Here is a 15045-nt window from a genome sequence, read left to right as displayed (position 1 = left end):
CCCGATTCACCGCCAACACGCATGAAAACACTGCTGCTCACCTTTTTTGCCGGACTGGCCTGCTGCCTCTCCTCCGTTGCCACGGCTGACGCCCCCGTCAAACACACGTCCTTCAAGCCCGGTGAAATCTGGACGGACAACAACGGCGTGCACATCAATGCCCACGGCGGCGGCATCCTGTACGACAAGGGCACCTACTACTGGTACGGAGAACACAAGGTGGAGGGGGACGCCGGAAACCGCGCCCAGGTGGGCGTGCACTGCTATTCCTCCAGGGACCTGTACAACTGGAAGGACGAAGGAATCGCCCTGAAAGTGGTGGAAGGGGACAACTCCCACCCCATCGCCAAAGGCTGCATCCTGGAACGCCCCAAGGTGGTCTACAACAAGAAGACCAAAAAGTACGTGATGTGGTTCCACCTGGAACTCAGGGGGAAGGGCTACGGTTCCGCGTACGCGGGCGTGGCTACGGCCACAAAGCCCACCGGTCCGTTCACGTTCCTGAAAGCCGGGCGCGTCAATCCGGGCAAATGGCCCCTGAATCTGGACAAAAAGGACCAGACGACCGAGTTCACCAAGGAGATGCCTGACTATGTCCGCATCATCCGCAGGGACTTCCCCGGCGGCCAGATGAGCCGTGACATGACCATCTTTGTGGACGACAACGGCAAGGCCTACCATATTTACTCCTCCGAAGGGAACATCACCCTGCACATCGCGGAACTGACGCCGGACTACACCGGGCATAACGGAAAATACGTCCGCGTCTTCGTCAACCGCTACATGGAAGCTCCCGCCATCTGCAAGCACAACGGGAAATACTACATGATCGCCTCCGGCTGCTCCGGCTGGGCGCCCAACGCGGCCCTCAGCGCCGTGGCCCCCCGCATGGCCGGACCGTGGACGGAGCTCAAAAATCCCTGCGTAGGGCCCAAGGCCAATATCACCTTCGGCGGACAAAGCACCTACATCCTGCCCGTACAGGGCAAGCCCGGCAAATTCATCTTCATGGCGGACATCTGGCGGCCCAAAAACGCCATTGACGGCCGCCACATGTGGCTTCCCATGAAATGGGACGGCGACCAGATCATTCTGGAATGGAAGGATGAATGGACCCTGAAGGATCTGTAACCGTTTCCTTCCCCCTCTTTCATGCAGGATACGATCTACTGCTTCCACCTCCTGGCCACGAGGCAGAAGAGCACCCTGCTATATGCCATGTGCTCCATTCCCGTCGTCACGGCAATCTGGCTGCTGAATCCGGAATGGCCTTTCTGGGCCGGTTACATTGCCTGGGTGCTCGTCTGCACGGCAGTTCTGATGATTCAATATGCCGCCCCTCTCCCCATCCGCTGCCCACACTGCGGGCATGCCGGGCTTCGCCCCGCCTCGCAGACGCCGGAGGAACAGGGAAGGCCGGATACAGGCATCATGCTGGAATGCCGGGGCTGCGGCTCCTCCTTTTATACGGACGCCTACCTCCCATGGCCGGGGAAAAGCGTTCGCCGCCGTCCCGTTTCCGCGGATGAATGGGAAGAAAAACCTGCCTGTAAACAAGCCGGGCCTGCTTCCTCCGGAGAGGAAAGCAGGCCGGACAGGTTTTCCTGAATTTAACGGAGGAAAAGATTAACGGGCTTTCTTGGAAGCCATCACATAATTCCTCATGCGCTGGTCAGCGGGAGTGGTGGGGCGCACGCTGGTGACCCAGTTGCCATCCTTGTCCTTCTTCTTGATTTCCGTTCTGTCCCGGTACAGCTTCGCGGAGAAATCGTTGGAATCAAGGATCACCGGGCCGGGGCCCTTGGTGACGATGGGAGTGGGCGGTACTTCCGCCACCACCGTCATGGGGGTAGTAAGGGAATCATACCAGTACACCAGTTCCTGCTGGCCGATGGGGTTGTCCGGATAAGGCGCATAGGCTCCGTTATTGGTGGAAACCTTCACATAGGCCGGTTCCGGGAACGTGGTCTGATAGGAAGAAGGGGAACAGGCCCCCAACAGCAAAAGGCCGGCTCCGCCGACAATGATCATGGAATGCAGTTTCATATAGGCATTTGATTCCCTCCCGTCTCGTTCCGTTCAGACGATGCACGGTTCCGGGAACTTCCACTGTGCCGTGAAAACTTTCCAAATTCACTTATTTTCAAACAGAAACGTTTATGAATGACAGAACTTCCGCCCGTTTGTCTTATCTCCGTCTTGAACGCGTTGCTGCACGCCGGAAACCATCGGGACCTCTTCCAGCCCTTGCACCCTCCGGAATATTCCGGACAATCATGCTCCGGGCAGGTAAGGCGGCATTAACAAAAACCATTCCCCTTCCAACAAAAAAACCTGCCGGGAATGACCTCCCGCACCAGCTCTGAAAAACGTTCCCGGCTCCGGCTCAGTCATACGCAGGCGGAGAGGAAGGGGAGGAATGTTCTCTCTCCTTTTTCCGTTCTTCTCCGGTGATGCCTCCGTGACGCCGCAGCAACGCGGCCATCTCCCCATCCCCGCGCTCCAGCGCCATGTCCAACGCCGTACGGCCCCTGGCATCCACCGCATTGAGCAGCTCCCGGCACGAAACCAGAATATCCGCCAGGGGAACGGATCGGGAGGCAACGGCCTTCATCAGGGGAGTCGTCGTACCGCCCGGAAGCATATCCTCCCCGGACAGGCGAAGCCGGGACATCAGAAAACGAAGCATGCTCTCATCCCCCGTTTCCACGGCCAAAAAAACGGCTGGCCAGGGAGAAACCGAACTGAATAAATCCGTGCGCAGCCTTTCCAGGTTTTCAGACAATTTTCGGTAAGCCGCAGCGGACGATCCTCCGGCTGCTGCCATGCGCTCCGCGATCAGACGCGCTTCCCCAAAGCCGGCAAAATTCCGGGCCGGGCTGGTGAAGCCCTCTGATCTTCTCTCCGGTACCAGCCCCGCGACGGCCAGCAAATCCCGGCACCTCTGGCGGTATAGCCACGACTCATGCGCCGTCATGTAAATGCCTATCCCGGAACTCCAGAAATAAATGCCGGGCTGAATTTCATACTCCACGGAAAAAACCACATAACGCCGCCACGCCCGGTCCGCCTCCCGGAGCCTGTCCTCCCATCCGGTACGCATGAAACTGCAGCCATTCTCCGGCAAGAAAGCCGTCCGGATACCGGACAACCGGGCCTTCCAGTAATTCCGGTAGGAGCCCAGCAGGAACTTGACGAAGGGATATTCAGAAGAACAAACGGCCTGTTCCACCTTTTGCAGCACGGGGTCATTCTCCTGCCAGCCGGGATCCACGGGCGCAACGTCTACCAGCGGGTAGGCATTCGTCGCGCAGGCCGTATCCGCAATAGCCATCATCCGTTCCATCTTCTTGAAGGCCCGGCGCACATGGACTTCCGCCTCCTCCAGCTCTCCCAATGACCCGGCATCGGGTACGCCCTCCCCCTTCATGGCAGAGCGCCGGTTTTGGGCGGCCAGCATCCACGCCCTGTAAAACCTCTCATCCGCTCTTAAAAATGCCTCCCAAGCCACCTGCGCCTGCACCCAGGATTCCATCACTATTTCATCCTGCAATTCCTGAAGAGGCATTTCCTTAAACCACTTTGATTGATGTTCAATCAATTCCGACTTTACAAACCACCGTGAAGCCAACCAGGCGGCTACGGGAGCATAAAGAGCATCCAGCCGGGACTGCCAATAGGCGTCCAGTGCGGCGGCGGCTTCCTTCAGCGCACGGGCATCCTTTGCCGCCCGGGTGGCGTCTATCGCTTGTTCCAGACGGACAGGCTCCGTCTCCTCCGGACCAGGAACCGCACCTTTTCCATAGGCTGGTATATATTCGGCAAACGCCTTCAACGTTCCGGAAGGCAGTAAAAACTCCCTGGAAGGATCGGACGGCACATCCCCGGAAGCCCACCCGGCCACGCAAAATGCCGCCGCGGCCATAATCCGCCATCTCATGCCCATGCTGCTCCTGTTCTCTTCCTTCCGGCTTCCCCGCACGAGCCGCCATCATGTCATCATCCGGATTTCACGGCCTTTTCTTTTCAACGGGCAACCGCATGAAGGAAAGGAGCTTGCCGGGAACGCGGAGGCGTGGTTGAATGCATGCCTTCTCCATGATTACGGATTTCCGGCTGAAAGTGTTTGAGACCGTCGCGCGGCGCCTGAACTTCACGCGCGCGGCGGAGGAGCTGTTCATCACGCAGCCGGCCGTCACCCGGCATATCAAGGAGCTGGAACGCCTGCTGGACGCCCGCCTGTTCAAAAGGGAAGGCCGCGGCATCGCCCTGACGGCGGAAGGCGTGCGCCTGCTGGTCCATTCCCGCCGCATCCTCAAGGAATATGAAACGCTGGCGGAAGACATGTCTTCCGGCCGGAATACGCCCGTTTCCGGTGAATTGAGCCTGGGAGCCAGCTCCACCATGTCCCAGTACGTCCTGCCTCCGCTGCTGGCCCTGTTCAACCGCCATTATCCGGAAATACGCATACGGCTGAAAAGCGGCAATACGGAGGAAATCGAACAGGCCGTGCAGGATGAAGCCGTGCAGCTCGGCATCGTGGAAGGCACCGCAAGGCGCACGGACCTGCATTACCTGCCCTTCATGGAGGATGAAATCATTCTGGCGGGCGGTTCTCATGCCGCCGCCCCGCGGGAAGGCCTCTCCCTCCCGCAGCTCTCCCATGTTCCCCTGATCATGCGGGAACCGGGGTCCGGCACGCGCCGGGTGGTGGAGGAAGTCCTGAAGAAACACGGAATCGCCGCTTCCGGCCTCCACGTCCTGATGACGCTGGGCAATACGGAAAGCATCAAGATGTATCTGGCGCATTCCCCGGCATGCTCTTTTCTCTCCTCCCTCGCCGTGCGGGAAGAGCTCAAACGCGGGGATTTGAAAAAAATCCATCTCCGCCATCTGGAAATCCGCCGTTCCTTTCACTTTGCCAACGGGCACGGAGACTACAGCAGAATCAATGAATTATTCATCAAATTCTGCCGGAATTATTATAACAAAATCTAATCGCCTATAACAATTTCTGATTAGATTTTATGATGATTGTGGAGTATATCTCCCACGCAGCCGTTCCGGCACGTTCCCCCTCCGGACAAGACGGGCGGCCGCAGCCATCATTCTACAGCCCATGTCCCCCAAACATCTCGCCAATCCGCTCCACGGCATCCTGCTCATCGTCCTGTTCTCCTTTTCCGCCTTCTACATTGCGGACTTTGAATGGGTGAAACACCTCTCCTTCAGCCCGCTGATCGTCGGCATCGTGCTGGGGATGCTTTACGCCAACAGCCTGCGCAACCACCTTCCGGAAGCGTGGGTGCCCGGCATCCAGTTCTGCACCAAGCAGGTGCTGAGAACAGGCATCGTCCTGTACGGGTTCAAGCTGACCTTCCAGAGCGTGATCGACATCGGGGGAGCGGCTCTTCTGATCGACCTCATTGTGGTCTCTCTCACCATTCTGCTGGGCGCGGGACTGGGGCGGCTGCTGAAAATGGACCGGGACACGGCCCTTCTGACCTCCATCGGCAGTTCCATCTGCGGGGCGGCGGCCGTCCTGGGCGCGGAACCCGTCGTGAAAAGCAAGCCTTACAAGGCGGCCGTGGCCGTTTCCACCGTCGTCATCTTCGGCACGCTATCCATGTTCCTGTATCCGGCCCTGTACCGGGCCGGAATGCTGAACCTGACGACGGAACAGATGGGCCTCTTTACCGGAGCCACCCTTCATGAAGTGGCCCACGTGGTGGGCGCCGGCAACGCCATGGGGCAGGCCATCTCCGACCCGGCCATCATCGTCAAGATGATCCGCGTGATGATGCTGGCCCCGGTGCTGGTCATCCTGAGCATCATCCTGGCGCGGCGGGACTCCGCCGCCGGAGGAAACAGCGAAAAACGTAAAATCACCATCCCCTGGTTCGCGTTCCTGTTCCTCGCCGTCATCGGCTTCAATTCCCTGCACCTGCTGCCTGCCGAACTGGTGGACGCCATCAACACCCTGGACACGTTCCTGCTGACCATGGCGATGACGGCTCTGGGCACAGAATCCAGCTTTGAGAAGTTCAAGAAAGCCGGAGCGCGCCCCTTCCTGCTTGCGGGCCTCCTGTACGTCTGGCTCTTCTTCGGCGGCTACTGGCTGGTCAAGCTCATCAGCTTCTAAACTTTAAAGACCTTTCGCCTGCGGGGGAAGCATGCATCCGCGTTTCCTCCCCGTACGGAAGCAAAAAGGCCGTTTCATCCGCAACGGAACGGTTTCCAACAGAGAAACGGCTACTCAACATGAGTTCCTTGAGATAAAAAGCAGCCCCTGATTCCGGATTTATCATTCGTTTCCCGGCGGATCCGGGCAGTAAACCGCTCCTATTCCCGCTACTGCGGCAGGTTTTCCCAGCCTGCCCCAACAAAAATTCATAGCCAAACCGTTTGGAGACGCTATAGTACACGTACCCAGTTTTTAAAACAAATGGCAACCAAATTATTCATTCCCGGACCCACTGAAGTAGCACCTGAAGTACTTGCCGCCATGAGCGGCCCGATGATGGGGCACCGATCCAAGGCGGCTTCCGCCCTGCAGCGCCGCATTTCCAACAATCTGCGCCGCATTCTGCTGACGGAACAGGAAATCCTGCTCTCCACTTCCTCCGGTACGGGCTTGATGGAAGGCGCCGTGCGTTCCTGCACCGCCAAGCGAGCCGCCATTTTTTCCGTGGGCGCCTTCGGCGACAAATGGTACAAGATTGCCACGGGCAACGGCGTTCCCTCCGACATTTTCAAGAGCGAACTCGGCCAGCCCACCACCCCGGAAATGGTGGACGGCGCCCTCTCCACCGGCAAGTACGACACTATCTGCATCACCCATAATGAAACGTCCACCGGCGTCCAGAACCCGGTGGAGGAAATTGCGGAAGTACTCAAAAAATACCCGGACGTCGTATGGTGCATGGACGCGGTAAGTTCCGCCGCCGGCTCCCGGATTGAAACGGACAGGCTGGGCGTGGACGTGCTGGTGACCTCCACCCAGAAGGCGCTGGCGCTCCCCCCCGGCATGGCTGTCTGCACGCTGTCCCAAAAGGCTTATGAACGCACCGCCTCCGTCCCCAACCGCGGTTGCTACTTTGACCTGCGCTCCATTTACGACACTATCCAGAAAAAGGACTACCAGTACACGAACACCCCCTGCGTCTCCATCATGTACGCCATGGACCTCCAGCTCCAGCGCATCATGCAGGAAGGCGTGGAAAACCGCTTTGCGCGCCATGAAGCCATGGCGGAATTCGTGCGCTCCTGGGCGGATGAATATTTCAGCGTCTTCGCCAACCGGGACCATCTTTCCCGCACCCTGACGGTCATCAGCAACACGAGGGACATTGACATCGCCGCCCTGAACAACGTGCTGATCGAACGCGGCATGCAGCTCGGCAACGGTTACGGGGATTTGAAGAACAAGACCTTCCGCATCGCCCACATGGGTGAGCTGACGATGGACGACATGCGCTCCATCACGTCCAACATCGTGGACATCCTGAAACTCAAGTAAGCGTTTTCCCTTCCCTCTTTTCCGGCCCCGCCCGGGAAAGAGGGAAGAACGCCTCCTCCGGAGAATGAACGGAACAGCCGCCATGAACAAGGTTCTTCACACGGCGCTCCAGGCTCTGTTCATCATCGCCTCCGCCTGCGTCCTGACGGCCCTCATCATCGCCGGAGCCTTGAATGAAGCCATGCGCCCCTGGTCCGGAGCCTTCTTTCTAATGCTTGTTCCGTACTACCTGATCCTGGTGAAAAAACGCCTGGACCGGGAACAGGCGGGGGAAATGGCACGCTCCTGCACATGGAGCATGGCCGCCGCGGCAAGCCTGTTCCTGCTGCTCATCGGGATGCTCCTGCTGTTGAACAGCATTCCGGGAGGCGGAGAGTTTGTCCGGCTTCTCCTGTTCAAGCCCCTGGATTTTCTCAAAGCGGCAGGAGCGCCCATGCGGTACCTGCTGCTGTTCATTGCGGCATGTATTTTGGCGGGGCTTGTCTCCGGCATCCGTGCGCTATATCATTGCTCCCTCCGTCATTAACCTTCTGTACTCTCTCATTTTTCCATGTCCACACTCCATCCCTTCCCCGCCCTCCGTCCGCCCCGGGAACTGGCCGCGCGGGTTTCCTCCCTCCCCTATGACGTCATGAACCACCGGGAGGCCAGGGAAATGGCCGCCGGAAACGACGCCTCCTTCCTCCACATCTGCCGCTCCGACATCGACACGAGCGAAACCTCCATCCACGCCCCGGAAACCTATGCCAAGGCGCGGGAAAACCTGGAAGCATTCGTCCGCAAGGGCTACCTCGTCCGGGATGAAAAACCTTCCTTCTACATTTACCGCCAGATCATGTGGGGCCGCGTGCAGACGGGCATCGTCGGCTGCGCCTCCGTGGATGAATACGCCAGCGGCGTCATCAAAAAGCATGAACTGACCCGCAGGGAAAAAGAGCTGGACCGCATTGAGCACTTTGACGCCTGTTCCGCCCAGACGGAACCGGTATTCCTGGCCTACCGCAAGCACGAGGGCCTTTCCGGCATCATCCGGGAATGGATCAAATTCCACAAACCGGAGTACGATTTCACCACGGACGACGGCGTTACCCACATCCTGTGGCCCGTCTCCGATCCCGGCACGGTGGAAGCCATCCGCAAAGGCTTTGAAGAAGTGGATGCTCTTTACATAGCGGACGGCCATCACCGTACGGCGTCCAGCGCCGCCGTTTCCGCCAGGCGGCGCAAGGAGCACCCGGACTACACGGGACAGGAGGAATTCAATTACCTGATGGCCGTCGTCTTCTGTGATGAAGACCTCTTCATCATGGACTACAATCGCGTCGTGCGCGACCTGAACGGCCTGGCCAGGGAAGAATTCCTGGAAAAGCTCCGCGCCTCCTTTGACGTGGCGCCTGCGGACGCCGTTCCCGGAGAAGGCTACGCCCCCCGCGCCAAGCACGAATTCGGCATGTATCTGGACGGCCGGTGGTATTCCCTCACCGCCAAACCGGGAACCTTCCCGGCGGACCATCCCATCGAAAGCCTGGACTGCGCCATTCTCCAGGCGAATGTGCTGGCCCCCATCCTGGGCATTGACGATCCGCGCACAAGCGACCGCATCGACTTCGTAGGCGGCATCCGCGGCCTGGGAGAACTGGAACGCCGCTGCTCCGGAGAAATGGCGCTGGCCTTCTCCCTGTACCCCGTCACCATGGACGACCTCTTCCGCGTGGCGGATGCCGGGGAAATCATGCCCCCCAAGTCCACGTGGTTTGAGCCCAAGCTGCGCAGCGGACTTTTTGTCCATACCATTGAACAATGACATTTTCCACCATACCAACATGAACAAGGTTCTTATTCCCACCAAACTCTCCGACGTAGCGGCCAATACGCTTAAAACGGCCGGCTATGAAGTCGTCCAGGACGCCGACACGCCTCTGGAAGAACAGGCCGCCGCCCATCCGGACACCGTGGCCCTGATCGTCCGCAGTGAAAAAGTCACTCCGGCAATCATGGACGCCCTCCCCTCCCTGAAGCTGGTCATCCGCGCCGGAGCCGGCTACGACAACATTGACATCGTGTACGCCCGCAAGAAGAATGTGGACGTCATGAACACCCCCGGCGCCAACTCCAACGCCGTGGCGGAGGAAGTCATGGCCATGATTCTGGCGTATTACCGCCACATCGTCCAGGCGGACGCCACCACCCGGGAAGGCCTGTGGGAAAAGAAAAAATACATGGGCAGCGAGCTGACCAAAAAAACCGTGGGCATCATCGGCCTGGGCAACATCGGCCGCAACCTCGTCAAGCGCCTCCAGGGATTTGAACCCACCCTGCTGGGCTACGACCACTTTCTGGCCCGCCAGCGCGCCCTGAACATCGGCGTCACCCCCACCAGCATTGAAGACATCTTCTCCCAGTGCGACATCATCACCCTGCACGTTCCGGGCGGTCCCTCCACCCACCACATGGTGAACGCGGAACTTATCGACAGCATGAAGGACGGCGCGGTGCTCATCAATTGCTCCCGCTACGGCGTGGTGGATGAAGAAGCGCTGGCCGCCGCCAAGGCCGCGGGCAAAAACATCGGCTACCTGACGGACGTCCACCCCAAGGACGCGCCCGGAGAAAAACCTTCCGCCGCCGTGGCGGACCTCATCCTTCCCCACCTGGGCGCCAACACCCGGGAAGCCAACACGAAGGCGGCCAAGCGCGCCGCGGAACAGATGGTGGCCTATTTCTCTGACGGAGACACCTCCTGCGTGGTGAACGGGGAATCCCCCAACGGTCTCAATCCGGCCCATCTCCAACTGGCTTTCCTGCTCGCTGCCCTGGCCCGCAAAGCCGGAGGCAACAAGCCTATCCGCCGGGTGGAATGCACCTTCTACGGCAACTTGCGCGTCTTCCGCAAATGGTTCACTGCCCCCATTCTGGAAGGGCTGCTGCCGCACGCGGAAAAGGGCCTCATGCCCGCCGCCGCGGAAGAATCCCTGCGGGAGCACGGCATCGTCTTCAAGGCGCGGGAGCCCAAGGACGACAAGCCCTATGAAGATTCCATCACGCTGGACGTAGTGATGGAAGATGAGGGGGAATATTTCAACACCAGCGTGCGCGGCGTGGTGACGGAAGGCATTCCCATGGTCTCCCGCCTGAACAACTTCAACGGGCTGTATGCGGACCTGCGCGGCACAACGCTGTTCCTGCATTACAAGGACCGTCCCGGCATCATCGCCACCATCGGTTCCGCCCTGTACTCCAACGGCATCAACATTGACAACATCGCCGCTCCGGCCGATCACGCCACGCGGGAAGCCCTGGCCGTCCTCAAGACCAACAAACCCGTTTCCGATGAACTGCTGAACAAGATTGCGGAAGAGATAGATGCCATCTCCGCCTTCTCCCTGAATCTTTAACAGGAATTAGACTCATTTCCGGACTCTGCCGGAACCCGCCTTCCAGGCAGCCCGCTTTCCCTCCATTTCCGGAGGGAGGCGGGTTGCCTTTATTTCTGCCATGTTGACAAGGCACACTCCTTTTTGTACTTTTACCCGAATCGTTGGAACACTCTCATGCGCTATGTACTGCTTCTCCTGACCATTTTAACCGCCGGATTCTCCGTCTGGTACTATCAACACCATATCTCCCCGGAAGGAAAGGAACTGGCCGCCCGGAAAACAGCCATGGAACAGGAGGCCGTAGTATTGGAGAAAACCGTCGGCCAGACCCGGAAGAAACTGGATGAAGCCCAGGACGCCACCCGGACGGCGGAAGAGGCCATGGAAAAATTCCAGGAAACCTATCTTGAGCAGAAAAGACAGCAGCAGCAGGAAGCCCAGGTTGCCGCCTACCAAAAAAGCATGGCGGACCAGCAGGAGGAAGTGAAGGAACACGACCAGAGGATTGACCAGTTGCGCCGCCGCATGAGCAGGCAGAGGGAAAACTCCAAGTCCGCCAGGGAAGAACTGCTTCAAAAGAGGGAGGGAATGAAAACCCTGCTTGCGAAGTTGGCCGACAAGCAGAGAAGTATTCAGGCGGAACTGGGGCAGGCCGAACGGGAACTGGCCAAGAACCGGGAGGATGCCAAAGCCAAAAAGAAATTTTCAGGAGCCGCTCCCCAGAAGGAGAACATCTCGGAACTTCAATCGCAAATAGCCTTCATTCGCCTGAAAACCTCCGCCACAAAGAAAAAAATGCAGGCTCTGGACGCCGCCCTGGAAGCCCTGGAAGAAAAAACCGGCAAGCAGCAGCTACTGATGCAGAAAGCGGAGGAAAAACTCACCGAACAGAAAAACAAGGCCTTAACCGACGATGACCGGGAAGAAACCGCCGCCCCGGACCCGGGAGATGACGATTTGCTGGCTACAGCCGGATACAGGGAGCAGTCCAAAGCCGTCCGGAACGCTCTGGAACAAGCCCGGAAAGAAGAGGAACAGGCGTCCCGGACCTATGACGAGGCCCGAGCTGAAATGCGCAAGTCTTCCAGAGAAGAAGTAAAAAAGCTGGAGAAGGAGGAAAAGGACCATGCCTCCTTCCAGAAGCTGTTCACGGGCGCTGCCTCCGTTGTGGGATTCATCCTCCTCCTGTTCACGGTGGGGGCCTTCCGCCGCAGCAACGGCTGAGCGTGTTCCTGAAAACTTGAGGGCACGGAATGAAGAAAAGCTCCTGCGTCCCGTTTGCCGCTCTTCCGGAGCCCTCCGCAGGGAGGCGTTGACGGGCGGCAGGGATATGGTAGTCTCAGGCCTGCCTGATCATGCTCACACTGGCCCAGCTTCACGGACAACCGGAAATTTTCCATTCCATCCAGGGGGAAGGCGTCTCCCAGGGGACTCCCTGCGTCTTTCTGCGCCTGGCAGGCTGCAACCTGGCCTGTTCCTGGTGTGACACGGCGTACTCCTGGAACGGGACAGTTCCCGGAGTGCGGCTCACGCCTGAAAAGGCGGCGGAACTGGCGCTCCGTTATCCATGCCGCCGCCTGGTACTGACCGGGGGAGAACCGCTCATTCAGCAAAAAGCCCTTCCCGCCCTGCTGCGCCTGCTGCCGGACCATGCCGTGGAGCTGGAAACCAACGGCACCATTATGCCGGATGCGGAACTGCTGGAACGCATCACGCAATTCAACGTGTCTCCCAAACTCCCCCACTCCGGCAATGAAACCGCCAGAACATGGAAACCGGACGTCCTGCGCCGTCTGGCTTCCACGGAAAAAGCGTGGTTCAAATTCGTAGTGGCGTGCGAGGAAGATGTAAAAACCGCCCTGCGGCAGGCTTCTGGGGCAGACATTCCCGCAGAACGCATCCTGCTCATGCCACTGGCCTCCACACGGGCAGAGCTGGACGCCATGCGCGCGCAGACGGTGGAATGGTGCCTCCGTTATGGCCTCCGCTTTTCAGACCGCCTGCACATCGCCATTTGGGACAGCAAAAAGGGCGTTTGAAAACGCCCTTGTATAGTCAAAGGAAAATATTCCCTGGCAGGCATCCTGCGTGGAGCTCTTCGCCCCATCATTCCGGCAGCTTATGCCTTCTGCTTCAGGTCCAGTAGCATCTGGGCGTTGCTTGGGTACTTGTTCAGGAAAAACAGGAAGCGTTCCATGGCCTCTACAGGCTTGTGCCCCGCCAGCGCGCGGCGGATCAGGTTCATTTTGTACAGCCACGCTTCCGGCATGATGAGTTCTTCCCGGCGCGTTCCCGATTTCAGGATATCCACGGCCGGGAAGATATACTGCTCCGCAATGCGGCGGTTCAGGACAAGCTCCATGTTGCCCGTACCCTTGAACTCCTGGAAAATCAGGTCATCCATACGGCTGTTGGTTTCCACGAGTGCAGTGGCGATGATGGTCAGGGAACCGGCCTGGCGCGTATTGCGGGCGGCGGCAAAAAGACGGCGGGGCATTTCCAGCGCACGGGCATCAATGCCGCCGGACATGGTGCGGCCGCTCCCCTTGTCCGCGTTATTATAGGCACGGGCAAGGCGCGTGATGGAATCCATCAGCAGGAAGACATGCTGGCCGGCTTCCACAAGCCGCTTGGCGCGCTCAATGCAAAGCTCCGCCATGCGGCAGTGGTCACGCACCCTGCCGTCATTGGAAGAAGCGTATACCTCGGCTCCGGGAAGGGAACGCTTGAACTCCGTCACTTCTTCCGGGCGTTCGTCCACCAGCAGCACCATCAGGTGGATGGAATCCTTGTAATTCTCCAGAATGGCTTCCGCCATGTGCTGCAGCAGCGTCGTCTTCCCCGCGCGGGGCGGAGAAACGATCAGGCCGCGCTGGCCGCGCCCGATCGGCGCAATCAGGTCCAGCGTGCGCGTGGTATAGCGCTCCGGACGGGTTTCAAAGGAAATGCGCTTATTCGGATTGACCGCCTTGAGCTCTTCAAAATGCGGGCTCTTGCGGGCCTTCTCCGGAGCATCTCCGTTGACGGCGGATATCTCCGTCAGAAGAATGCCGCGGTCATGGCGGCAGGCTTGTCCATGCACCCAAACGGCGGGACGCAGGCCGAACTTGCGGATCATGTCCTGCGGAACGTACACGGCTTCCGCAAAAGCGTCAAAATCATTATCCGGCTTCCTTAAAAAGCCGAATCCCTTATTCGTGATTTCCAGCAGGCCGTCCACCGGTTCCGGGGGCGCCAGCTCACGGGGAGCATTATTCTGGGGAGCATTCCCCTCCTGGTGATTATTGTTCCAGCGGTTTTTAACCCGGTCATTGCCGTTCCTGCCATTGCGGCCGTCCTGCCGGTTATTCCGGTTCTTATTGAAACGGTCGTTGTTATTGCGGCGGTTCTGTCTCTCAAAACGCTGCCTTTGCGGTTCATTCGTCCGATGGGATTCTCGCGCGGCATCTCCGGAGAAATCCGTCGCGCCTTCCTGTACCACCTTGATGGACGGAGCGGCAGAATCCGCATCCGGCCCTGTCTCCTGTACCCGCGGTTTTCTCACAAACCTCTGGCGGATCACCTTCGGCCTGCCTCCTTCGGACTGTTCCGGAGCAGAATCCGCAGGACTGGCGGCCGGTTCGGCAGGCGCCATGGAAACGGCAGCGTCCGTTTTGGCGCCCTCTGCGGCATCGTCTTCAGGCACAATGGTCTTGGCGGAACGCCTGCGCACCGGCTTGACGGGAGCTTCCGTTACGGGAACATCAGGGGAACCGGCAGTTTCCGGAACTTCCTCCACGGGCTTCTTGCGGGGACGTCCGCGCCGGGGCTTGGCAGGAGCTTCCTCCGTCCCTTCCGCCGCCGGAATTTCAGCGCTGCTTTTGCGGGCGCTCTTCTTCTGCGGCGCATCCGTGCTCTCCATCCCTTCACCCGCCAATTCCGGAACCTTCTTCCTTGCCGTCCGCTTGCGGGGGGCCGGGGAAGAACCCTGTTCCGTCCCGGAAACTTCCGCAGCGGCGTGGGACTCTGCCGGAGCTTCCGCCGCAGACTTGGCTCTGCGGACAATACGTTTTTTGGGCGATGGCTCCGGAGAAACCTGTTCCGGAGTCAAATCTGGGGGGGTATCAGACATGGAAAAGAAAATTGGACTGCAACAACAGGCGTCTCCTG

The 15045-nt window shown here is 59.1% G+C and carries 13 protein-coding genes; 10 read left to right on the top strand and 3 right to left on the bottom strand.

Annotated elements, in window-relative coordinates; all coding sequences use genetic code 11:
* Positions 1–21 precede the first annotated feature (21 nt).
* Positions 22–1131 (top strand): glycoside hydrolase family 43 protein, encoded by a 1110-nt coding sequence (locus P8A25_RS00890; protein WP_215458381.1) that lies wholly within the window; start codon positions 22–24, stop codon positions 1129–1131.
* Positions 1132–1152: 21 nt separating this feature from the next.
* On the top strand, positions 1153–1608 hold the full coding sequence (locus P8A25_RS00885) for a hypothetical protein (RefSeq protein WP_215442793.1): 456 nt from the start codon (positions 1153–1155) through the stop codon (positions 1606–1608).
* 18 nt (positions 1609–1626) lie between these two features.
* On the opposite strand, the gene P8A25_RS00880 is transcribed toward P8A25_RS00885, so the two are convergent.
* Together P8A25_RS00880 and P8A25_RS00875 are read right to left on the bottom strand one after the other, a co-directional pair.
* Positions 1627–2046: a hypothetical protein gene (locus P8A25_RS00880; RefSeq protein ID WP_102721552.1), complete on the bottom strand. Its 420-nt coding sequence runs from the start codon at positions 2044–2046 to the stop codon at positions 1627–1629.
* A 340-nt stretch (positions 2047–2386) separates the two neighbouring features.
* Positions 2387–3940, bottom strand: coding sequence for a hypothetical protein (locus P8A25_RS00875; RefSeq protein ID WP_404838730.1), 1554 nt, complete (start codon positions 3938–3940; stop codon positions 2387–2389).
* Between the two features lie 158 nt (positions 3941–4098).
* Between P8A25_RS00875 and P8A25_RS00870 the strand changes: the two genes are divergently transcribed.
* The 8 genes from P8A25_RS00870 (at position 4099) to P8A25_RS00835 (ending at position 12935) form a co-directional block, all read left to right on the top strand.
* The gene (locus P8A25_RS00870) at positions 4099–4998 is read left to right on the top strand and encodes a LysR family transcriptional regulator (protein WP_102721556.1); all 900 of its coding nucleotides are present in this window, start codon (positions 4099–4101) and stop codon (positions 4996–4998) included.
* Positions 4999–5119: 121 nt separating this feature from the next.
* Positions 5120–6142, top strand: coding sequence for a YeiH family protein (locus P8A25_RS00865; protein ID WP_022396339.1), 1023 nt, complete (start codon positions 5120–5122; stop codon positions 6140–6142).
* Positions 6143–6445: 303 nt separating this feature from the next.
* Entirely contained in the window at positions 6446–7519 is a 1074-nt protein-coding gene (locus tag P8A25_RS00860; RefSeq protein WP_215442798.1) for an alanine--glyoxylate aminotransferase family protein, read from the top strand.
* An 82-nt stretch (positions 7520–7601) separates the two neighbouring features.
* On the top strand, positions 7602–8045 hold the full coding sequence (locus tag P8A25_RS00855) for a hypothetical protein (protein ID WP_146020055.1): 444 nt from the start codon (positions 7602–7604) through the stop codon (positions 8043–8045).
* Positions 8046–8069: 24 nt separating this feature from the next.
* Entirely contained in the window at positions 8070–9323 is a 1254-nt protein-coding gene (locus P8A25_RS00850) for a DUF1015 domain-containing protein (protein WP_022396342.1), read from the top strand.
* Between the two features lie 19 nt (positions 9324–9342).
* Positions 9343–10914, top strand: a complete 1572-nt coding sequence (locus tag P8A25_RS00845) for a 3-phosphoglycerate dehydrogenase family protein (protein WP_022396343.1) — start codon at positions 9343–9345, stop codon at positions 10912–10914.
* 156 nt (positions 10915–11070) lie between these two features.
* On the top strand, positions 11071–12120 hold the full coding sequence (locus P8A25_RS00840; RefSeq protein WP_215442801.1) for a hypothetical protein: 1050 nt from the start codon (positions 11071–11073) through the stop codon (positions 12118–12120).
* Between the two features lie 131 nt (positions 12121–12251).
* Positions 12252–12935 carry a 7-carboxy-7-deazaguanine synthase QueE gene (locus P8A25_RS00835; protein ID WP_022396345.1) on the top strand — a complete coding sequence of 228 codons (684 nt, stop codon included), beginning with the start codon at positions 12252–12254 and terminating at the stop codon, positions 12933–12935.
* An 80-nt stretch (positions 12936–13015) separates the two neighbouring features.
* On the opposite strand, the gene rho is transcribed toward P8A25_RS00835, so the two are convergent.
* On the bottom strand, positions 13016–15007 hold the full coding sequence (gene rho, locus P8A25_RS00830; protein WP_022396346.1) for a transcription termination factor Rho: 1992 nt from the start codon (positions 15005–15007) through the stop codon (positions 13016–13018).
* Positions 15008–15045: the final 38 nt, after the last annotated feature.

This window comes from Akkermansia sp. BCRC 18949, from assembly GCF_045011645.1.
Taxonomy (GTDB): Bacteria; Verrucomicrobiota; Verrucomicrobiia; order Verrucomicrobiales; family Akkermansiaceae; genus Akkermansia; species Akkermansia massiliensis.
This window is presented reverse-complemented; position numbering and strand designations above follow the sequence as displayed.